The organism is Xanthobacter albus (assembly GCF_043194895.2).
GTDB lineage: Bacteria > Pseudomonadota > Alphaproteobacteria > Rhizobiales > Xanthobacteraceae > Xanthobacter.
Window position 1 is genome coordinate 3524430 of record NZ_CM195532.1, and the last position, 21915, is coordinate 3546344.

A 21915-nucleotide genomic window follows, 5' to 3' on the forward strand; every position below is an offset into this window, starting at 1 on the left:
CGCGGCGGGCGAGCCGCCCGCGGCCCTTCCCCGCGCGGCGGAAGTGTGCGACCAAGCCCGAGCTTCGGCCCCTCGCCGGCATCGTCCGGCCGGCGGGTGCGGAAACGGCGCGCACCTCGGGAGGAAAGCGGATCATGCCTCCATCGTCCAGCCCCCGCCCGAGCGATGCCGCCCGCCCGCGCCAGGGTGGCGCGCCGGCATGAGCGACCCCATCACCGGAGAACTGGAACGCCTGCTCGCGCGCCACGTGCATCTCGCCGGGCCATGGCCGTTCGTGACCTTCCGCAGCTATGTCCTCGCCGGGCGGCACATCATCTGGCGGGCGCGGCAGCACCGCAAAGGGCTCGACCGCAGGGCGCGGGCGGTGGAAAAGGTGCCGGCGCCATTCTGGCAGACGCAGGCCTACAATTGGTGGATCGGCCTCATCTTCGCCATCGGCTCGTTCCTGTTCATGCTGGGGAGCGCGCTGGCGCTGGTCCCGGCCGGCACCGCCTGGACACCGTCGGCGCTCTTGGTCAACATCATCTTTTTTGCCGGCTCCATCCCCTTCACGACAGCCGGCTACATGCAGCATTTCCAGGCCGCCAATGCCGGCAGCTTCAGCCTCGATCCCGCCTCCGGGCCGCGGCGGATCGCGCTGATCGGCTGGCACCCGCGCAATGCCGGCTGGCTCAGCACCTTCACCCAGTTCGTGGGAACGGTCGCGTTCAATTTCAACACGTTCGACTCGATCCTGGACCCGGTGAGCTGGTCCCTGCAGGACCTTGCGATCTGGGGCCCGGACATGGTCGGCTCGATGCTGTTCCTCGTATCGGGTTATCTCGCGTTCATCGAGACGAGCCGCGGCTACTGGAGCTGGAAGCCGCGGAGCCTCGCGTGGCAGATCGTCTTCACCAACCTGCTCGGCTGCATCGCCTTCATGATCGCCGCGGTCCTTGCCTATGTGCCCGACGGGCCGGAGGCGTGGTGGATTCCGGTGCTCGCCAACATCCAGCTGTTTCTCGGGGCACTGGGCTTCTTCGTCGGTGCGCTGCTGTCCATGCGCGAGGCCGCCTCCGCCGCGGCGAACTGAGGCCGGCCGCGTTCTCAGGAAGAACTGAACGCATGAACGATCACGCCCGGATAACGACGGCGTGATACAACACGCAGTTGAAATATCACACCAACATCTCCGAAGGCGGATGTTATTCTGCGAACAGTTCTCGATATTTCGGCATTCACGATATCGAGATACCGCCGGCATCTCACAAACACATGACTATGCCTACCTTGACCATGACAGGCGGCTAAGCTTCTTTCGCGACGGCAGCAAAAGGAGCCAGAATGACGAAAAATACGATCACCTGGGCCTGGGGGACGCAGGCAACTCTCGACTTCAACCCCGCGACGGATACCCTCGACTTCGGCTGGATGGGCGCGGACAATTTCAACATTTCGGAAGTCGGCGGCTCGGTCGTCATTTCGATCCCGTCCAACAACCAGACCTACACGCTCACCGGCGTGACCCTCGCGGACCTTTCGCTCGACAACATCGTCGCGAAGGATGCGTCCGCCGTGTCCGAATGGACGCAGACCCTCGGCGGCGGATCCTCCTCCGGTGGCTCCTCCAGCGGGGGCTCCTCAGGCGGCTCCTCTTCCGGCGGCACATCGTCAGGCGGCACCGGTGGCACGGGAACGGGCGGCGGAACCGGAACGGGGACAGGCACCACCACGACCATCAACTGGGCGTGGGGCACCGATACCGTGCTCCACTTCAACCCGCACACCGACAAGCTCGACTTCGGCTGGTTCTCCGCGGACAATTTCACCGTCTCCGAGCATGACGGCTCGGTGGTGATCTCCATTCCCTCGAACAACCAGACCTACACGCTCTCGGGCGTGAGCCTCGCGGATCTGAGCCTCGGCAACATCGTCGCCAAGGACAGCTCGGCCGTGTCCGAGTGGACCAGCGCCCTTTCCGGCTCCTCCGGCGGCACCGGCGGAAATTCGGGCGGCACTGGCGGCGACACGGGGAACACCGGCGGCGGCGACACCGGGAACACGGGCGGTGGCAACACCGGAGGCAACGGCAACACCGGCGGCGGCAACGACGGCGGGCTCGTCGACTATGCCAATCCGTGGAGCGTGGGCTCGGTCTACCAGGCCGGCGACCACGTGAGCGTGGGCAACTCGGTCTACACTGCCAACTGGTGGACCCAGGGCACCGATCCCGCCACCCACAACGGGGTCGAAGGCAGCGGCAACGTCTGGACCTTCGTGGGCTACATGGACACCACGCCGGTGGTGCCCGACGCGCCCGACGACCTCGCCGCCTCCGCCGTGCGCGACACGTCCTTCACCCTGCGCTGGGATGCCGCCGACGTGGACGGCGTGGGCACCGTCTCGGGCTACGAGGTCTACAAGAACGGCGAGCTGATCGGCACCACCGCCGGCACCTACTTCAAGGTGGACGGCCTTCAGGCCTCGACCAGCTACGCGTTCACGGTGGTGGCGCTCGACGAGGCGGGCGCGTCGCAGCACTCCGCGGCGCTGAGCGTGACCACCCATGAGCCCGGCGCCTCCACCGGCACCGACAAGAGCTTCTCCCCCTATGTGGACATGTCTCTCACCACCAGCCAGCATCTGGTGGACATGGTGTCGGAGGCGGGCCTCCAATCGGTGACCCTCGCCTTCATGCTCTCCTCCGGCACCGACACCATCGGCTGGGGCGGCATCGGGAACATCCAGAACGACGCGCTGTCCAACGGCACGACCATCTCCTCCATCGTGAGCGAGCTGCATGCCATGGGGGTGGACGTCACCATCTCCTTCGGCGGCGCCAACGGCCAGGAGGCGGCCAGCACCTTCTCCAGCGCCGGCGCGCTTCAGGCGGCCTACCAGTCCGTGATGGACAAGTACGGGGTGACCCACCTCGACTTCGACATCGAGGGCGCCGCGATCGCCAACGATTCCGCCAACGGGATGCGCAACGAGGCCCTAGCCGGCCTGCAGCAGGCGAACCCCGACCTTGAAGTGTCCTTCACCCTGCCGGTGCTGACCACCGGCCTCACCCAGGACGGGGTCGACCTGCTGAAGTCCGCCATGGACGCCGGCGTGCACATCTCCTCGGTCAACATCATGGCCATGGACTACGGCGACTATTACGACAGCGGCGACATGGGCGACGACGCCATCTCGGCGATCGAGGCCACCCTCGCCCAGCTTCACGACATCGGGCTCGACACCCCTGTCGTGGTCACGCCCATGATCGGCATCAACGACGTGACGTCGGAGATCTTCACCCTGGAGGACGCCCAGCAGCTCGTGGACTACGTGCAGTCCAACGACGACGTCTCCGGCATCTCCATGTGGTCGCTGGGCCGCGACAACGGCGATGTCGTGGGTCACGTCTCGCCCGTCGGCAGCGGCCTCACGCAGGATGACTACGAGTTCAGCAAGATCTTCGGCACCGTCTGAAGCCTTGCTCCGCGCATGGGAAAGCGGCCGGCCTCGCGCCGGCCGCTTTTCTTTTGGGTCGAGCGCCACAGACGAGAATGCCCGGCACGGCGGCCGGGCATCGCGACAGGTCTTGCCGGAACGGGGACCGCGCCGCGCCCTCAGCGCTCGGTGAGGGCGTGGCTCATGGCATCGGTGAAGGGGCGGACCAGGTAGCTCAGCACCGAACGCTCGCCGGTGCCGAACACCACTTCCGCATTCATGCCCGGCCGCAGGCGTGCCTTCAGGTCCTGCGGAATATCCGTGTCCGCCACCGCCACGCGCGCGAGGAAGTAGGGCTCGTGGGTGGCCTCGTTGGTCAGGCGATCCCGCGAGACGGACTGCAGGTGCCCCAGAACCAGGGGCGTGCTGCGGGCGTGGAAAGAGGGAAACTTCACCTCCACCTCGCTGTCCTTCTCCAGCCGGTCGATATCCTGAACCGGCACCTGGGCATCCACCACCAGGGGCTCGTGGTTGGGCACGATCTCCAGCATGGTGTCGCCGGGGCGCACCACGGCGCCCACGGTGTAGATGCGCGGGTTGATGTTCTGCACCGTGCCCCCGCGCGGGGCGCGGATGTCGATGCGGTCGAGCACGCTCTGCGCCACCCGCACGCGCTCGCGCAGGTCGCTGATCTTCTGCCGCACGTCGAGAAGCTGCTCGCCGGCGTCCTCCACCCGCTGCTGGCGCACCTGCGCGATCTGCATCTTGATCTCGCTGATGGAGCCGCGTGCCTTCGCGGAATCGGCGATGTTGCGCCCCACCACGCCATCGAGCCGGGCCTTCTCACGCTCCAGCTGGGAGATGCGCGACTTGTTCACCAGCCCCTTGCGTTCCAGCTCGCGCACCGAGCCGAGCTCATCCTCCACGAAGGAAAGCTGCTGCTGGGCCGAGCGGCGCTCCTGGGTGAGGCCCTCGATCTCCGTGTTGAACTGCGCGATCCGCCCGTCCAGAATCTCGATCTGGCTGTCGAAATTGGCGCGGCCGTCCTTGAACTGGGTGAGCTGGTCGATCATGGAGCGCAGCACCGCCGGGCGGTCGGAGCGCTCGGACAGCTCGGGCGGGAAGGTCACCTCCTTCGCCCCGTCGCGCTCGGCCAGCAGGCGCGCCTCCATGGCGAGGGCGGCGCAGAGCTGGGCCAGCGCCGCGTCATAATTGGCCTTCGGCATGGTATCGGCGAGGCGGAACAGCACCTGCCCCTCCGTCACGTCATCTCCTTCCCTCACCAGGATCTGGCCGATGATGCCGCCTTCCAGGTGCTGCACCACCTGGCGCATGCTCTCCACCGCCACCACGCCCGGCGCGATGACTGCACTGCCGATGTTGCTCAGCGAGGCCCAGCCGCCGAGACCGAGAAAGGTGAAGGCGATGAGCGCGTAGCCGGCGCGCGAAAAGGCGCGGTAATCGGCCGAGGGCTTCGGCCCGGCTCCCGGCGGCACCGTCTCCTCCGGCGCCGCGGAAAGGGTCACATGCTCGCGCACCCAGGCCTGGACGCGTGCGAGGGCGGTGCTCTCGTTCAGGCGCCGCTTCAGGTCCGACACCAGGGCGCTGCCCTCGATGCGCTGCCGGACGTCTGCCAGCGCGGCGCGCGCCCTGCGTGCGCCCTCCTTGGCGTGATCCATGATCTGCACGGCTCACGCCTCCTTCTGCTGGGCGGCGGGAAGCGCCACCGTGACATTGGCCGCCGGCCAGCCCGTGGTGGCCGCGCCGCGCACGGTGCCCGCGGTCCCGCCATTCGGCGCCAGGGGCACGCGCTGGCGCACCGCCGCCTGCTGCTGCCCGCCCGCGAGCTTCGCCATGGTCTGCTCGCGCGGGCCGAAAGCCTGCAGCGCGCCTTCCTTGAGCGCGAGGATGAAATCGCACTGGCCGATGCCGGCCGGGCGATGGCTGACGATGATGACGGTGCGGTGCGCCGCCTTCAGCTGGCGCATGGCTTCCGCCAGCGCCATCTCGCCCGGCGGGTCGAGGCTGGCGTTGGGCTCGTCCAGCACCACCAGGGCCGGCAGGCCATAGACCGCGCGGGCGAGCCCGATGCGCTGGCGCTGGCCGCCGGAGAGCGCGACGCCGCCTTCGCCGATCTGCGTATTATACCCCTGCGGCAGGTGCTGGATCATCTCGTGCACCCCGGCGAGGCGGGCCGCGGCCACGACACCCGTGTCGTCCGCCGCGCCGAAGCGGGCGATGTTCTCGGCCACCGAGCCGGCAAACAGCTCAACGTCCTGCGGCAGGTAGCCCACCTGCCGGCCGAGTTGCTCCTCGTCCCAGTGGGCAAGCTCGGAACCATCAAGCCGGATGGAGCCGGCCATGGCCGGCCACACGCCCACCAGCACCCGCGCGAGGGAGGACTTGCCGGCGGCGGTGGGCCCGATCACCCCCAGGGAGGCGCCGGCCGGCAGCTTGAAGGTGAGATTGCGCAGCACCGGCACGTCCCGTCCCGGCGCGCGGACGAACAGCCCATCGGCGCTCACCTCGCCCTTGGCGTCCGGCAGCTGCAGGCGCGCCTGCGGCGGCGGCACGGCGCGCAGGAGCGTCTGCACCCGGTCGAAGGCCGAGCGCATCTGCACCACGGACTTCCAGTTCGTCACCGCCTGCTCGATGGGCTGGATGCAGCGGCCGAGCAGGATGGAGGCCGCGATCATCATGCCCGGAGAGATCTCGCGCTCGATGGCGAGATAAGCGCCGAGGCCCAGCACCACGCTCTGCACCAGGGCGCGATTGAACTTGGTGAGCGCGACCAGCACCGCGCCGCGGTCGCCCGCCTCGCCCTGCCAGCCCAGCGCATCGTCGTGCACCTTGCGCCAGCGCTTGCGCAGCGGGCCGGCCATGCCCATGGCCTTGAGCACCTCGGCATTGCGCAGGATGGCGGTCGCCGCCGCATTGGCGGTGATGCCGGCCCGCGTCGCCTGCTCGAGGGACCGGCGGGTGGCCCGGTTGTTGAGCACCGCGAGGACGCCGGAGAACAGACAGCTCACCACCGCCAGCACCCCGTAGAGCGGGTGGAGCGCGGTGGCGCACACGATGTAGATGGGCACCCACGGCACGTCGCACAGGGAAATCACGCCCGTGCCGGCGAAGAAATCGCGCACGGTGTCCAGATCGCGCAGCGGCTGGGGATGGCCCGAGCCGGGCTGCCGCGAGGCCACGCGCAGCACGGTGTCGAACACCGGCCCGTTCACCACCTCGTCGAAGGCCACGCCCGCCCGCGCCAGCAGGCGCGCCCGCAGCCCCTCCAGCGCCGCCCACACCGCATAAAGAAACGCGGCGATAAGGGTGAGGACCGCCAGCGTCTCCAGGTTCCGGCTCGCCAGGACGCGGTCATAGACCTGCATCATGTAGAGCGGCCCGTTGAGGGCGAGGATGTTGATGAAGAAACTGAAGACCACCACCGTCACCAGGGCCGGGCGGATGGCGCCCATACCCACGTCGAGCGCCGTCTGCCCCATGGGCTGCGACGAACCCTGCGGCGGCCTCCCTGCTCCGGCTGGAGTGCCCATGTCTCATCCTCGATGTCGATCCTGGCGCCCCTGGATCGAAAAGGGGAGAGGCTGCATGTTCCCGCCCGTGGCAGGGCGCGAACGCCCTGAAGAAACGCGACCTCGACTGTAGGAAACGGTATTTTCCCACTTGCGGGCCGGTTTCAAATCACGAGATGCGGCGCGGCGAACACCATGGCGCGATCCCGGCGCGCCCCAGCGCCGATACCTCCGCCCGCCGCAAACGCCACGCCCGCGAAAATCCCACCATTGGAATTGGTACCCCCTCTCATGTCCTACCCCGGTCCCGTGATCGGAGGAAGGCCCCCGGAGGAGAGGTTCCGGACATGCTCAACCGCGTGTTCACTCTGCGCCCGCCCGATCGGTATCATGCGGCCTCACGGGCTTTACGCCCGCGCTCCCGGCGGAGCGAACGGGCCACCGCGCCGGCCGTGCGGCATCAAAGAAACATCTGGAGCTTGACGAAATTCGACTTCATGCTCGCCCGTTCGGCGATCAAATCGACCTGCTTGAACACCATCTCCGCCTCGTCGAGCGTGATGTTATCCATCGTCTTCTTCACCTTTACACTTTCAAAGGCGATATTGACCAGCTTGCCGTCCATACCCTCAACCATCTTAAAATCGGTACCCGCCACCATTTTCAGGTCTGATTTCGTGATTTTCATATCGCTGGCGGTGATTTTCATGTCACCGGAGCCCATGACCAGCTTCGCCGAGCTGCCGATGATCATGTCCCACTTCGCACCGACGGTCATGGAAGTGCTCATGCCGGCGAGAACCGAGGCGTTGATGCCGATGGTGATGCCGAGCACGCCGGAGAGCTGAACGGTGGTCGACTGGGCCGCCTTGATGGTCTGCTCCAGGCCGAGGAACATGGTGAAGGACTCGCCCATGGTGTATTTGGTGGACTTGCCGTAGATCCAGTCATAGGTATCGCCGCCGGACTTGGTGGTGACCGTGTTGGTGGCGGTGATGGTGATGTCAGCCATGCTCTCGGCGCCGCCCGCCTTGCCGGCTGTGATGGTGACGCCGTTCAGCGCGCTCACCGTGAACTGCCCCTTGTCCACCTCCTGCGTGATATCGCCGTCGGTCACCTGGGTCGCCTGCCCGCTCGCGACCTTCATCACCGCCGCGCCCTTGATGTTCACGTCGAGATCGGATTCGGTGTAGAGTAGAAACCCCTTCCCTGAGACCTTCTTCTTCGTCGCGCTCACCTTGGACTTGGTTTCGGACGTCTTGGAGGAGGAGGCTTTTTCGTTCGGCCCCTTGTAGGGATTGCCGTTGTCCTGCTGACTCACCGTGGAGGTCGAGTATTCCACGCCGGACTGCACCTTCGCATCACCATCCACGAAGGCGCCGAGGCGCAGATAGTCGCCCGAGGGCACCTGGTCGTCCACCTTGGTCGGCACGTCGAAGCGGATGTAGCGCGGATCGGTATCGGTCTGCCCGTCCTCCATCGCCAGGAGAAGCCCGCCCGCGGTGCGCAGGCAATTGAGGGTCTGGCTGCTGGCCGTGACGGGGTCCGCATTGCGGCTGTTGAAGGCGGCGCCGAGGATGACCGGCCGGTCCGGATCTCCGTTTTCATAGCTCACCAGCACTTCCGCCTGCTGCGTCAGCGGAAGATGCAGCCCGCTGACGACCTTGTTGGCGGCCGCCCCCGCATAGGGCTGAACCTGCCGGGTGGGCGCGCTGCCCTTGCCGGGCTGCTTCCTGGTGTCGCCGCCATTGTATTGCAGGCCGATGCGGTAGCGCCCGGAACTGTCCAGCACCGGCCGCTTGGCGCCGGTGTCCTCGGCCTCGACCACCGCATTGAACACGCCGGTCATCACCGGCCGGGGTGTCACCCGTTTCGGTCGGAACGGCGTGTCGGACCGGATGGCGCCGAAGGTGTTCCTATAATTCTGCTTCTCGACATTATAGACATAGCCATCCGGCCCGCACTTTCCGGCCTCATGGCGCGCAGAAAGAACGACATACTTGCCACAATATTTATCGACCGGATGCTCGGCCAGATCGATCAGCATGCCCGTGCGCAGCGACGCGAGGGTGCTGGTGCCGTCGAACACGCGGGATTGCCACGCCTCTTCCGCCGCGCGGATGTAGACGAGATTCTGCCCCTCATCCACGCTGGCGTAATTGTCTCCGTAGTCGACGACGACACCGATTCCGGTCGCTCCGCCGGAGCCCGACGCATTGCTGCTGACCATCAGCTCGCTGGTCGCCGCCTCGTAATTGTAATCGTCCAGGCTGTAGCTGCGCAGCGGCGGCGTGAACACGCCGCTGAGGCCGGTCACGGCGGGCACGATGTCCGTGGTCGTGGTCGCTTTCCGGTAGAGTGTCGTGCCATCGGCCGGCGCGAAATTCTCATTCTTCCAGCCGAGGATCACCTTGTCTCGAACCTGCGTGCCATCATCGGAGAAATCGAAATAATAAAATATGCCGTAGTGTTCACACACACGAGAGAAAAACTGAAGATCACTTTCGTTGAACTTCGTTATCATTTTCCTTTGATATTTCGCGCTTTTATACTCCCCCGCCAGAAAGGCTGCATCCACATCGACCGTGACGCCGCGATCTCCGCCCGCCGCATTCTTGGAAAGCGTCCCGCCGAGCAGGCCGGTGACGAGGTCATACACCGTCAGCGGCGTGTCGGTGGCGAAGATCTCGTTGCGCCGGGTGCGCCCCAGCAGCGCCAGCCGCGGCAGCAGCACGACGCCATAGACGCACTGGCCATCTTCCAGGACATCGATGATCCGAAACTCCCAGACGATGCCGCCGACCTTCCGGCCCTGCCCGTTCGCCTGGACCATGAACGACGCCGCGCTGCCCACCACATCGGCGGCCTTGTCGACATAGGACGCACTTTCGATGAAGACCGCCTCGAGCCGGAAGGGGCGCGACACCTCCTCATCGAACCGGAACCACTCGCACTCGACATCGCTGAGCTGAAGCTTGGGCACCGTGATCTGGAGCAGAAGCGCGTTCGACATGGCGACTTTCCCTGAAATCCCCTGGTGGCGCGGCGGCGGCCTCAGCGCATCGCCATCATCTTCGTCTGCGAGGGCGTGATGGTGAGGCCCGGCACGTTCGGATTCATGCCATTCTGCTTGCTGGGCGAGGTGAGCTTGATGGCCGGCGCCCCGCCGATGAACAGGTTGGCCGAGCCCATGGCCGCCGCCTTCGGCCCCATCATCAGGTTCGAGGCGACCCCTAGCAGCACGCCGGCGTTGTCACCGTTGGAAAGAGGCACCTGCGTTGTCAGGTTGTGCGCCGGCATCCCCAGCAGCATCACCTTGGTCTGGGTCGGCACGGCGGTGCTGGAAAGCGCGATGTTCGGGTAGGGCAGCGGCACGACAGCGGGCCCCACGGGGGTCTTGCACACGTCCGGAAACGCCATGTCCATGGCCGGCGAAGGCCCCTGCGACGTTACGAACATGATCCCCCCTCATCGGCGGCCCGCGCACCGGGCAATCGCGGGCGCCCGGCGCCCGCATGGCGCCGTCCTCGCGGGCGATCATGGCCCAAGGTCGTCTTCCTAGCGCCCCCTGTTTACGTCCATGCGACAGCAGGAGGCCGCCAGCCGGCGCCCCTCACGGCCGGCGTTCAGTGCGAACGGCAGCGGGGGTCATCCGGCCCGACACCTCGCGCCGCGCCTCGACACGCGAGGCAGCGCGCTCCGCCGCGATGGCCCGGTTCCGGTCGGGTCGTCCGTGCCGCCTCATGGCTCCGCCAGGGGGAGGTTGCAAGGCTCGATGCAGAGAGCATTCGGTCCGTTTCCCGGATACCAGGAGCGGGGCGCAGGCGCGGGTGATCGGTCGCGCTGCCGTCGACATGCCGCTACGGCAGACGCTGACCGGATCAGGCTTCTTCTTTCCGACCGGCTGGGGTGAAGGGCATTTCGCTGGCTTCGTGCGCGTGCCCTGCCGCCTCTGTGCGATGGCCTGGGTGGCGGACGTCACTCCGCACACGTCGCGCCACACCTTTTGCCAGCGCCGCCGGCGACCTCCGCTTTTCCGAACTGACGATTGCGGCGCTGCTCGGCCACGCCGCCCGTGGCGTGATGCTGCGGCTCCGCGCATCTGGCCATCACGGACGAGGAGACGGACGCGCTTTTGACGATGCGGGACCACGGCCCCCGGCATCCCGGAGGACCAGCGCACCGCCGTGGTGGAGCCGTTCGTGCGGCTCGACGCCCCTCGCGGCGGCGCCACCGGGGGCGTGGGGCTCGGCCTCACCATCGCACACACAGGGCCCTCGCCAACGCCCTCGAAGGCCGCCTCATTGCTGGGTGTGCCTGCCGAGGGTTCAGGCTGAAACAAACTGATACAGAAGCGATACGCAGCGTGACGAGCCCCGCGCTATCTGCCTCCCGTACCGGAGTCGCGAGCGGACGGGTCGGGCATGGCGTGCCATTTCTTGCAAAGGTTGAGCCTCGGACTGTGCGCCCTTCTCGGCACCGTGGCGGTCATCACCGGCGCCATGGCGCACGAAGGCCACGACCATGGCGCGCCTCCGCCGCCCCAGGTGACGACCCTCGCCCCCCGCGCCGAGGCGGCCTCCGCCGATTTCGAGCTGGTGGCCGTGCTGCGCGACGGCGCGCTCACCATCCATCTCGACCGCTTCGCCGACAACGCGCCGGTGGAAGGCGCCACCATCGAGGTGGACACGCCAGAGGGCTCGCAGGCCGCGAAGCCCGCCGGGCCGGGCACCTATGTCCTGCCCGCGCCGTTCGTTGCGACACCGGGTGGGCACGACCTCGCCTTCACCATCACGGCCGGCGACACCGTGGACGTGCTTGCCGGCACCCTGACCATTCCCCAGGCCGCGACGTCACCCGATGCAAGGCAACCCGCTCCGGCGGCGCTGGCGCTGCTCGGCGGGCTGCCGTCCGGTGCGCTCGCGGGTGTGGTGGCCGGCCTTCTCATCGGCTTCCTGGTCGGAGCGATTGCCATGTCGAGGCGGCGGGCGGGGGCCCTCCTCATCCTCGGAACGCTTGGCCTCGCGCTTGCCGGAGTGCCCCAGGGCGCCCGCGCCGCGGACGCGCCGAAGCCGCTCCCGGGCGATGCGGCCCAGCGCCTCCCGGACGGCTCGGTGATCGTGCCGAAGCCGACCCAGCGCATCCTCGGCGTGCGGACTCTTGTCACGGCCCCGGGCGCTTTCGCCGGCGCGGTGGAGCTGCCCGGCCGCGTGGTCCCGGATGCCAATGCGAGCGGCCTCGTCCAGACCGCGGTCGGCGGCCGGCTGGCGCCGCCCGAGGGCGGCTTCAAGCCGCTCGGCGCGAGGGTCGAGGCCGGCGACATCCTCGCCTATGTGCACCAGCCCATCGGCGCCTCCGATCTCAAGGATCTGGAGCAGCAGGGCTATGAGCTGGACCAGCAGATCGCCATCGTGAAGCGCCGCTACGAGCGGCTCTCGGCCATCCCGGATGCCGTCACCCGCCGCGAGGTGGAGGAAGCGGAGATCGAGCTGAACGGCCTGCGGACCCGCCGCGCCAAGCTGGAGCGGGTGCAGCGCGAGCCGGAGGCTTTGCGGGCGCCGGTCTCGGGCGTCATCGCCACCGCCGACGCCGTGGCGGGGCAGATGGCGGATCCGAACACGGTCGTGTTCCGGATTATCGATCCCAGCCGACTGTGGGTGGAGGCGCTCGGCTTCTCGCCCGATGCGGGCCGGTCCGGCGCCGCCACGGGCCGCCTGCCTGATGGGCGCACCGTCGGGCTCAGCTTTCTGGGCGCGGGGACATCCGACCGCGCCCAGGCGCTCCCCCTCCTGTTCTCCGTCGCCTCGGGTGCCAAGGACCTGCGCCCCGGCCAGTTCCTGACGGTATTCGCCGAGGCCGGCGCTCCGCGCATGGGCATCGCGATCCCCCGCTCAGCGGTGGTGCGCGGGGCGAACGGCCAGCCCGTGGTCTATGAGCACGTCAGCGCCGAGCGCTTCGTGCCGCTCGACGTGAAGACGGAACCCCTCGACGCGGCCCGCGTGATGGTGCTGGCGGGGCTCGCGCCCGGGCGCCGCGTCGTCACCGATGGCGCCGAGCTCATCGACCAGATCCGCTGAGGACGGGCGATGTTCACCTTCCTCGTCACGCAATCCCTGCGCAACCGCCTGCTGGTGCTGACGCTCGCCCTCGTGCTGGTGGTCTACGGCGCCTATGCGGTGACCCGCCTGCCGGTGGACGTGCTGCCGGACCTGAACCGCCCCACCGTCACCATCATGACCGAGGCCGAAGGCCTCGCCCCGGCCGAGGTGGAACAGGGCGTCACCTTCCCGCTGGAGACGGCGATGAACGGCCTGCCGGGCCTCATCCGCCTGCGCTCGGTGTCGGGGGTCGGCCTCTCCGTCCTCTATGTGGAATTCGACTTCGGCACCGACATCTTCCGCGACCGCCAGCAGATCGCCGAGCGCCTCGCTTTGGTGCGGGACCGGCTGCCGGCAAGCGTCTCGCCGCAAATGGGGCCGATCAGCTCGATCATGGGGCAAATCCTCATGTTCGGCGTGACGAGCGCCACCGCCACGCCCATGGCGGTGCGCGAGGCTGCGGACTTCATCATCCGCCCGCGGCTGCTCGCCATCCCCGGCATCGCGCAGGTCATCCCCATGGGCGGGGAGGTGCGGCAGTTCCGCGTCTCGCCGGACCTCGCCGCCATGCGGACCTATGGCATCACGATCGATGCGCTGGAAAAGGCGCTCCAGCAGTTCGGCACCAATTCCGGCGGTGGCTTCGCTGACCAGGGCGGGCGGGAGTTCCTGATCCGAAACATCGCCAGCACCCTCAGCCTCGACGACCTGAAGAGCCTCGTCCTGCCGCGCCCCGCCGGCGGCAATGTCTTCCTCCACCAGATCGCTCAGGTGGACTACGCCGCGCGGCTGAAGCGCGGCGATGCCGGCTACATGGGGCAGCCGGCCGTCATCCTCTCCGTGGAGAAGCAGCCCGAGGCGGACACCCTCGCCCTCACCCGCGCGGTGGAGGAGGCGGTGGCCGATCTCAACCGCGCGCTGCCGGACGGCATCCGCATCTCCGCGCCCGTTTTCCGGCAGGCGGACTTCATCTCCGCCTCCATCGGCAATGTGGAGAAGGTGCTGATGGAGGCCATGGCGGTGGTGGCCGTGGTGCTGTTCCTGTTCCTCCTGAACTGGCGCACCACCTTCATCTCGCTCACCGCCATTCCGGTGTCGATCCTCACCACCGCCATCGTGTTCCACGCCTTCGGCCTCTCCATCAACACCATGACGCTGGGCGGCCTCGCCATCGCCATCGGCGAATTGGTGGACGATGCGGTGGTGGACGTGGAGAACATCTTCCGCCGCCTGCGCGAGAACGCCACCGCTGCGGCGCCGAGGCCGGTGCTCGACGTGGTGGTGGCGGCGAGCCGGGAGGTGCGCTCCGGCATTGTCTATGCCACCCTCATCATCGTGCTGGTGTTCGTGCCCCTGTTCGCGCTGCCGGGCATCGAGGGGCGACTGTTCGCACCCCTGGGGCAGGCCTATATCGTCTCCATCCTCGCGAGCCTTGCCACATCCGTCACGCTCACCCCGGTGCTCGCCTTCTATCTGCTGCCGGCGCTCAGCCGCCATGCGGCGCGGGACGGCGCGCTGGTGCGCATGCTGAAGGGCGGGTACGCCGCCCTGCTTTCGGCCGCCTTCCGCCACCAGCGCCTGGTGATGGGGGCGACCGCCCTCCTGTTCGTTGCCGCGCTGGCCGCGGCCGCAGGCCTGCCACGCGCCTTCCTGCCCCCGTTCAACGAAGGCTCGCTCACCATCTCCATGTCATTCCGGCCCGGCCTCTCGCTGGCCGAAAGCCACCGCGTGGGGCTCGTCGCCGAGAAGCTGATCCTGGCGGTGCCCGAGGTGAAAGCGGTGGGCCGGCGCACCGGCCGGGCGGAGCTGGACGAGCACGCGGAGGGCGTGCACGCATCCGAGATCGAGGTGGACATTCAGCCCTCCGCCCGCAGCCGGGCCGAGGTGACCGCCGACATTCGCGACCGCCTCTCCGTACTGCCGGCTTCGTTCAACCTGGGCCAGCCCATCTCCCACCGGCTCGACCACATGCTCTCCGGCGTGCGGGCCGAGATCGCCCTGAAACTGTTCGGCGACGACCTCGACACCCTGCGCGCCACGGCTGAGATCCTGCGCCAGCGCCTCGCCGCCATCCCCGGCCTCGCGGACCTGCAGGTGGAGCGGCAGGTGCGCGTGCCCGAGGTAACGGTGCGGGTGGACTATGGCCGCGCCGCGCTCTACGGCCTGCAACCCGCGCAGGTGACGGACGCGCTGGCGCGGCTCTCCAACGGGCGCGTGGTCTCGACCCTCGTGGACGGCAACCGGCGCTTCGACCTGATCGTGCGCCTGCCCGATGCAACGCGCAGCGCCGAAGGGCTGGCCAGCCTCCTCGTCGAGACACCGTCCGGCTGGGTCCCCCTCTCCGAAGTGGCGGAGGTGAAGGAGACGGACGGGCCGAACCAGATCCTGCGTGAAGGCGGACGCCGGCGCATCGTGGTGCTGGCCAACACCTCCGGCGCGCGGGACACGGCGGCCATCATCGCCGACATGCGCCGGGTTATCGGGGAGACGGCGCTGCCGCCCGGCACCTCCACGAGCCTCGAGGGCACCTTCGCGGCGCAGGAAGAGTCCATGCGCACCATCGGCGCCCTCGCCGCGGTGTCGCTGCTCCTGGTCTTCGCCATCCTCTACAGCCGCTACCGCTCGGCGCTGTTCGCGCTGGTCATCATCGGCAGCGTGCCGCTGGCGCTCATCGGCGCGGTGGTGGCCCTGTGGCTGGCGGGGCAGCCGCTCTCCGTGGCGAGCATGATCGGCTTCGTGACGCTCACCGGCATCGCCGCACGCAACGGCATCCTGAAGATCAGCCACATCATCAATCTCGCCATCGCCGAGGGCCTTCCCTTCGGCCCGGCCCTCGTGACGCGCGGCAGCCTGGAGCGCCTGACCCCCGTGCTCATGACGGCGACCTCCGCCGGCATCGCCCTGCTGCCGCTCATGAGCGGTGCAGAAGTGCCGGGCAAGGAGATCCTGCACCCTGTCGCCATCACCATCTTCGGCGGCCTCGTCAGCGCCACGCTGCTCGATGCCGTGCTCACCCCCGTCCTCGTCCTGCGCTACGGCCGCCGCCCCCTGGAACGGCTGGTGGCGGCGGCGGACGAGGCCGCTTCCACCCCAGCCGCCGCCCGCGCGGATGCCTTCTGACGGAGCCTGCCATGATTTTCCGCCGTCTCGTTCCCGCCGTCCTCTCTCTTCCCCTGCTCGCCACGCCGCTGTTCGCGCACGAACCCGGCACGGGGGCCAATGGCGGGGTGCGGGTGGATGCCGGGCACTACCACGCGGAACTGGTGGCGGACGGCACGTCCGCCGTCGTGCTCTATCTCAGCGACGGGGCCGACAAGCCCGTCACAGCTGATGGCTTCAAGGCCAACGCCATTCTCTTAGTGGACGGCAAGGCCCAGCGCTTCCCCCTTTCCCCTGCCGGCGGCAACCGGCTTTCCGGCACGGCCGCCGTGGCAATCCCCAAGGGGGTGAAAGGCGCCGTCCAGATCACGGCGCCCGACGGCTCCTCCGCACAGGCCAAATACTGAGGAGATCGGCGGCGGGAGAGGCGGCGGCACGATGGCCCACGCCAGCGATGTCGGTTGCGACGCCGTCCTCGCCAACCGCCGCACCCTTGCAGATCCGGACGTCACGCAAGTGCAGAAGGGCGACCGGGTGCGGCTGCACATCATCAACGGCGGCACCGCCGCCGCCTTCCCCATCTCGGCGCCGGGCCTGGAGCCCCGCGGCATCACGGTCGATGGCTCGCCCTGCGCCACCCCGGCGGAAGCCTTTCCGTCGGCGCATCGACCTGCTCGTGGATATCCCTGCCGGCGGCGGCGCCTTCCCCATGCTGGCGCAGGTGGAAGCCTCACCGCGCCGACCTCGTCCTGGCCACGGCCGGCGCATCCGTCGCGCGCATCGCCGAGACCGCGAACCGTCCACAGGGCCAGCTCGATCTCGCTTTCCCGGGGCGGCTTTCCGCCGGCAAGGTCTCCCCATCATGCTCAGCGGGGTCCGGCAACTCGCGGTAGACCCCGGCCAGCGGGGCGAGACGACCTCCATAAACCCCGCCGCGATGAGCCATCCCGTGCCCCTGCACAGTCACCGCCTCTACCACATGGCCATCGGCATGGTGGCGGCGGCGAAAGTGGCCTGAGCCCGCCGAAGTGGGACCCTCATGCACGACGATCAGATGATGGGTGGCGGGATGTGGGGGATGTGGCTCTTGGGCCTGCCCATCCTGATACTGATCGTGCTCGGCATCGCCGCGCTCATCAAGTATCTCGGACGCTGAGGGCCCAGGGTTCGGCCCTGCATCGCCTCGCCCAGGCGGGAAAACCGTGCCCCGAAAGGGCGCGGCAGGAGGGAAGCCGCGATGAACGATATGCAGGCGCCCGGACGGGAACGCCACGCCGGCGAGCCGGCAGATCGGCCCGCGATCCCGCGCACTGTCTGGGCCCTGGGCCTCGTCAGCATGTTTATGGACATCTCGTCCGAGATGATCCACGCGCTGCTGCCGCTTTTCCTCACCGGCACGCTCGGAGCCAGCGTCGCCATGGTGGGCCTGATCGAGGGCATCGGCGAATCCACCGCGCAGGTGGCAAAGGTCTTCTCCGGCTATCTGTCGGACCGCTTCGGACGCCGCAAGCCATTGATCCTGCTTGGATATGGTCTCGGCGCCGCCTCCAAGCCGTTCTTCGCCCTCGCGGGCGCGCCAGGGATGGTGCTTGCCGCGCGCTTTGCCGACCGCGTCGGCAAGGGCATGCGCGGAGCACCCCGCGATGCGCTGGTCGCCGACGTGACGCCGCTTGAGATTCGGGGGCGCGCCTACGGCCTGCGCCAGGCCCTCGACACGGTAGGCGCCTTCGTCGGGCCGCTGCTCGCCATCGCGCTCATGGCGCTGTTCGCCGATGACATGCGGACGGTGTTCTGGATCGCCCTCGTGCCCGGCATCCTCGCCGTGCTCTGCGTGGCGGCGGGCGTCGAGGACAGAGCCGCAGGCGTCGCGGAGGGCAGTCGCCCGCCGCCGGTGCGCCTCAAGGATCTCAGGCACCTCGGCCGCCCGTTCTGGGGCGTCGTCGCCATTGGCGTTGTCTTCACCCTCGCGCGCTTCAGCGAGGCCTTCCTCGTCCTCAAGGCCCATGACGAGGGGTTGGCGCTCGCCCTCGCTCCCCTCGTGCTGGTGGTTATGAACGTGGTCTATTCGCTGGGGGCCTATCCCGCCGGAGCGTGGTCGGACCGGGCGCCGCCGGAGCGGCTGCTGATCGGCGGCCTCACGCTGCTGATCGCGGCGGATGTCATTCTCGCCTTCGTGCCGGGCCTGCCCGGTGCCTTCCTCGGCATCGCCCTGTGGGGCGGCCACATGGCGCTCACCCAGGGGCTGCTCGCCAAGCTCGTAGCGGAACATGCGCCGGCTGCGCTCCGCGGGTCCGCCTTCGGCCTGTTCAACCTCGCCACCGGCCTTGCCACGCTCGCGGCGAGCCTCGCAGCCGGGCTGCTGTGGGATGCCGGAGGCTCCCAGGCCACCTTCATCGCCGGCGCGGTCTTCGCGCTCCTGGCGTCGGCGCTCGTCATCGCATCGACCAGCTCGGGGGCGAGATCATAGATTTCAAAGCTGACTCGGCAGAATGACCAAAATATTTATGGACCGTCTCTGAAATACCGCATCATTTTATGATGGATTTTCAGAATAAATCTCGCGAAAACGAGCTCAAAAACTCGAATGGGAATTCTTTCAGAAACCTCCCGCACCAGCCTCGGCCCCTTCGCGAGCCGTCGCCCCAGCGCGGCGGCAAACGCCTCATAGCGCTCCCCGGCCTTGGCTCGCGCTGCCGCCCCACCGGCTCCGGCAAGGCGGAACGGTTCGGAGGCGATAAGTCAGAGACCCCGCTGAGGCTGGCGTGAGGTGACTTCCACCCCTGACCACCAGCGGCCAGCCAGCTCGCCGCCGAGACGGCGAACAGATGGTAGACGCCCCCGCGGCGGATGCTTGGCCGTATGGGAAACGTGTGGTGGAATCGGACGACTTGCGGAGCCTTGACGAACGATCGATGGGTCACGTCACGGGCGTTAGGGCGGCCCGGCACCGACGCCGAAAGACACCTGCCCGGTCGGGGACCTGGACTCCACCTCGATCCTGCCCGGATGGACTCTTCTGGCGGATGAGCACGGCCGCTTACCAATGGGTGTGGGAAGGCATCACGAACGAGGGACAGTCGTTCGCGAGGCGAGGCCGTGGAAGCAGGCGCGGGGAATCCTACGCTCGGCTCCCCCTGTGACTTCCGCTCAAGTGCTTCCAGCCGCCCGCCACAAGGAGAACGGAAACAGGAAACGCCCCGAAGAGCGTCCACCTACCATCTGATTTTTATGAATAAACTGGAGCGGGCGAAGGGATTCGAACCCTCGACCCCAACCTTGGCAAGGTTGTGCTCTACCCCTGAGCTACACCCGCATCCATCCGCGGCGCCATGCTCGGCGCCAGCGGTTCGCTCATATGGCAGCAGCCGGCTCCGAATGCAATGCCCTTGATGCCTGCCGGCCACCGCAGCCTGTGGATGACGACGTCCCTTCACCACCTGAAAGACCGTCGCTTCTCCGCACAGCCGGATGCAGCGGCATCGCCGATGCCGCGCCGTCCCTGCCCGACATCACGGCTTGCCCCACGAGAGCGCCGCCTCGTGACGCGCTCAGGTGTGCCGCGTCCGCTTGCCCTTTGGCTTTCCCTCGAACGCGTTCGGGCGCCGGCTCTTCGGCTGACGTTCGCCTTTGCCCTGCCCCGCAGGCTTGGCCTCCCGCGGCTTCTCGAACGATGCCTTGCCGCGCTCGGCCTTGCCTTCCGCAGACTTCCCCTGCGCGGGTTCTTCGCGGAATTTCCTGCCCCGGAAGGGCTTCTCGTGCGGCGCCCGGTCCTGAGCCGGCTTGCCGCGCATGGGCTTGCCGCGCGCGGGACGCTCCGCGTGCCCTGCCGGAGGACCACCCGGCAACGGCTCGATAATCACGTCGTCCTCGTCCGCCTTCCGCGCCGCTTTTCCGAATCGGTCCGCGGCGGCGAGGCTGACCTCGAAGGCCGTCTCCTCATCCAGCACGCGGATAAAGCCGATATCCTTGCGCGTCACGTTCCCGCGCCGGCAGATCAGCGGCAGCAGCCATTTCGGATCGGCATTGTTGCGGCGGCCGACATTGAGACGGAACCAGACGCTGCCGCCGCCCGAGGCGCCTCCGAAATCCCGATCGGCCGCCCGGTCGCGCACGGAACGCGACACGCCGGGATCAGTGACCTCCTCGGGAGCCGGCAGGCCAGCCCGATAAAGGCGCACGAGCGCCGCGGCCAGATGCTCGGGCGCGTGCGCGGCGAGCAGCGCGAGCCCGGCGCCGGCATCCTCCTCGTTCGGCTCCTCGGTGATGAGGGCATCGCTCAGCATCCGTTCATGGTCGAGCTTGCGGATCTCCTCGGCGGTCGGCGGGCCGGACCATGCCGGCGTGATGCCGAGGCCCCGCAGCAGGTCTTCCGTCCGGCGACGGCGGAAGGGAGGCACCAGCAGCACGCTCACGCCCTTGCGGCCCGCGCGGCCGGTGCGGCCGCTGCGATGCTGCAGGCTTTCGGCATCGTTCGGCAGGTCCGCATGAATGACGAGGCCGAGATTCGGCAGATCGATGCCGCGCGCAGCGACATCAGTGGCGACACACACCCGTGCCCGACCGTCCCGCAGCGCCTGCAAGGCATGGTTGCGCTCGTTCTGGCTCAGCTCGCCGGAGAGCGCCACCGCGGAGAATTGCCGCTCCTGGAGCATGGCGTGCAGGCGCCGCACGGCCTCACGCGTGTTGCAGAACACGATGGCCGTGGGCGTATCATAATAGCGCAGCACGTTGACAACCGCATGCCCGACCTCGGTCGGCGTAACGCGCATGGCGCGGTATTCAATATCGGCATGGCCGCCGTCGGCGCTTGCCACCTCGATGCGCAGCGCGTCGCGCTGATAGCGCTTGGCCAGCGTGATGATACCCCGCGGCATGGTCGCGGAGAACAGCAGGCTGCGCCGCTCGGGCGGGGTGGCGAGGAGAATGAACTCGAGATCCTCGCGGAAGCCGAGATCGAGCATTTCGTCGGCCTCGTCCAGCACCACGACCCGCAGCGCGGAAATGTCCAGCCGGCCGCGCTCCAGATGGTCGCGCAGGCGTCCGGGGGTGCCGACGACGATATGGGCGCCCTGGTTCAGCTGGCGCTGCTCCTGGCGCGGGTCCATGCCGCCGACGCAGGACACGATGCGCGCACCGGTGCCCGCATAGAGCCACGCGAACTCCCGCTGGACCTGTAGCGCCAGCTCGCGGGTGGGCGCCACCACCAGCGCCTGCGGCACCGTCGCGGGCGCAAATCGCTCGGCGGTGCCCAGCAGAGTCCCGGCCATGGCAAGGCCATAGGCGACGGTCTTGCCGGAGCCGGTCTGGGCGGACACCAGAAGGTCGCGTTCAGCCGCCTCGGGCGCCAGCACGGCGAGTTGCACCGGCGTCGGGTTGTTGTAATCCCGCTCGGCCAGGGCGCGGGCGAGCGCCGGGTTGGTCGTCATGAAGGGCACGGCTGGTTCCACCTATCTCGCATTATCGTCAGGCGTCGAAGGGGAGCCATCGGAAAGTGTCTGGAACGCCTTCCTAATAGGATGAGAGCCGAGATGCCAGCAATGCGCGGGCCATAACGCCGGCTGGAGAGCTTCCGTCACTGGCAACCACTCTCCCGCGCGTGTGACCGGCCCGGCGGCCGCGATCACGCCGGATGCTCATCGGCAACTCGGCTTCAATGCCTGATGAATGTCGCTTCGGCAGCCAAGGCGCCCGCCTCTCCCGGGGCCTCCGGGAGAGGATCTGCCGCCCTCAGAAGCTCCGTTCGACAGATCCATCCTCGCGAACGATGACGC

Annotated in this window: 11 protein-coding genes and 1 tRNA gene; 6 read left to right on the forward strand and 6 right to left on the reverse strand. The window is 68.2% G+C overall.

Annotation, left to right across the window (positions count from 1 at the left end; all coding sequences use genetic code 11):
* Positions 1-199 precede the first annotated feature (199 nt).
* Entirely contained in the window at positions 200-1072 is an 873-nt protein-coding gene (locus V5F75_RS15865; RefSeq protein WP_394033751.1) for a hypothetical protein, read from the forward strand.
* A 251-nt stretch (positions 1073-1323) separates the two neighbouring features.
* Complete coding sequence (locus tag V5F75_RS15870; protein WP_394033752.1) at positions 1324-3456, forward strand: fibronectin type III domain-containing protein; 2133 nt, start codon at positions 1324-1326, stop codon at positions 3454-3456.
* A 140-nt stretch (positions 3457-3596) separates the two neighbouring features.
* On the opposite strand, the gene V5F75_RS15875 is transcribed toward V5F75_RS15870, so the two are convergent.
* The 4 genes from V5F75_RS15875 to V5F75_RS15890 all read right to left on the reverse strand — a co-directional run bounded on the left by V5F75_RS15875 (position 3597) and on the right by V5F75_RS15890 (position 10406).
* Positions 3597-5096 carry an HlyD family type I secretion periplasmic adaptor subunit gene (locus tag V5F75_RS15875; protein ID WP_394034084.1) on the reverse strand — a complete coding sequence of 500 codons (1500 nt, stop codon included), beginning with the start codon at positions 5094-5096 and terminating at the stop codon, positions 3597-3599.
* 12 nt (positions 5097-5108) lie between these two features.
* On the reverse strand, positions 5109-6968 hold the full coding sequence (locus V5F75_RS15880) for a type I secretion system permease/ATPase (RefSeq protein WP_394033753.1): 1860 nt from the start codon (positions 6966-6968) through the stop codon (positions 5109-5111).
* A 439-nt stretch (positions 6969-7407) separates the two neighbouring features.
* Positions 7408-9960 (reverse strand): type VI secretion system Vgr family protein, encoded by a 2553-nt coding sequence (locus V5F75_RS15885; RefSeq protein WP_394033754.1) that lies wholly within the window; start codon positions 9958-9960, stop codon positions 7408-7410.
* A gap of 41 nt (positions 9961-10001) precedes the next feature.
* Complete coding sequence (locus tag V5F75_RS15890) at positions 10002-10406, reverse strand: DUF4150 domain-containing protein (RefSeq protein ID WP_394033755.1); 405 nt, start codon at positions 10404-10406, stop codon at positions 10002-10004.
* 965 nt (positions 10407-11371) lie between these two features.
* Here V5F75_RS15890 and V5F75_RS15895 point away from each other — a divergent pair.
* From V5F75_RS15895 to V5F75_RS15910, 4 genes are all read left to right on the forward strand, one after another.
* Positions 11372-13024: an efflux RND transporter periplasmic adaptor subunit gene (locus tag V5F75_RS15895; RefSeq protein WP_394033756.1), complete on the forward strand. Its 1653-nt coding sequence runs from the start codon at positions 11372-11374 to the stop codon at positions 13022-13024.
* Positions 13025-13033: 9 nt separating this feature from the next.
* A complete protein-coding gene (locus tag V5F75_RS15900) occupies positions 13034-16165 on the forward strand; it encodes an efflux RND transporter permease subunit (protein WP_394033757.1) in 3132 nt (1043 codons plus the stop codon).
* 11 nt (positions 16166-16176) lie between these two features.
* Positions 16177-16551, forward strand: a complete 375-nt coding sequence (locus V5F75_RS15905) for a hypothetical protein (RefSeq protein ID WP_394033758.1) — start codon at positions 16177-16179, stop codon at positions 16549-16551.
* 830 nt (positions 16552-17381) lie between these two features.
* Entirely contained in the window at positions 17382-18611 is a 1230-nt protein-coding gene (locus V5F75_RS15910) for an MFS transporter (RefSeq protein WP_394033760.1), read from the forward strand.
* A gap of 771 nt (positions 18612-19382) precedes the next feature.
* Here the strand turns inward: V5F75_RS15910 and V5F75_RS15915 are convergent.
* Positions 19383-19457: transfer RNA gene (locus tag V5F75_RS15915), tRNA-Gly, on the reverse strand.
* A 235-nt stretch (positions 19458-19692) separates the two neighbouring features.
* Complete coding sequence (locus tag V5F75_RS15920) at positions 19693-21570, reverse strand: DEAD/DEAH box helicase (protein WP_394034085.1); 1878 nt, start codon at positions 21568-21570, stop codon at positions 19693-19695.
* Positions 21571-21915: the final 345 nt, after the last annotated feature.

Coding starts and splice junctions, on each gene's coding strand:
- V5F75_RS15865 (WP_394033751.1), top strand. CDS start 200: ATGAGCGACCCCATCACCGGAGAACTGGAACGCCTGCTCGCGCGCCAC.
- V5F75_RS15870 (WP_394033752.1), top strand. CDS start 1,324: ATGACGAAAAATACGATCACCTGGGCCTGGGGGACGCAGGCAACTCTC.
- V5F75_RS15875 (WP_394034084.1), bottom strand. CDS start 5,096: ATGGATCACGCCAAGGAGGGCGCACGCAGGGCGCGCGCCGCGCTGGCA.
- V5F75_RS15880 (WP_394033753.1), bottom strand. CDS start 6,968: ATGGGCACTCCAGCCGGAGCAGGGAGGCCGCCGCAGGGTTCGTCGCAG.
- V5F75_RS15885 (WP_394033754.1), bottom strand. CDS start 9,960: ATGTCGAACGCGCTTCTGCTCCAGATCACGGTGCCCAAGCTTCAGCTC.
- V5F75_RS15890 (WP_394033755.1), bottom strand. CDS start 10,406: ATGTTCGTAACGTCGCAGGGGCCTTCGCCGGCCATGGACATGGCGTTT.
- V5F75_RS15895 (WP_394033756.1), top strand. CDS start 11,372: ATGGCGTGCCATTTCTTGCAAAGGTTGAGCCTCGGACTGTGCGCCCTT.
- V5F75_RS15900 (WP_394033757.1), top strand. CDS start 13,034: ATGTTCACCTTCCTCGTCACGCAATCCCTGCGCAACCGCCTGCTGGTG.
- V5F75_RS15905 (WP_394033758.1), top strand. CDS start 16,177: ATGATTTTCCGCCGTCTCGTTCCCGCCGTCCTCTCTCTTCCCCTGCTC.
- V5F75_RS15910 (WP_394033760.1), top strand. CDS start 17,382: ATGAACGATATGCAGGCGCCCGGACGGGAACGCCACGCCGGCGAGCCG.
- V5F75_RS15920 (WP_394034085.1), bottom strand. CDS start 21,570: ATGACGACCAACCCGGCGCTCGCCCGCGCCCTGGCCGAGCGGGATTAC.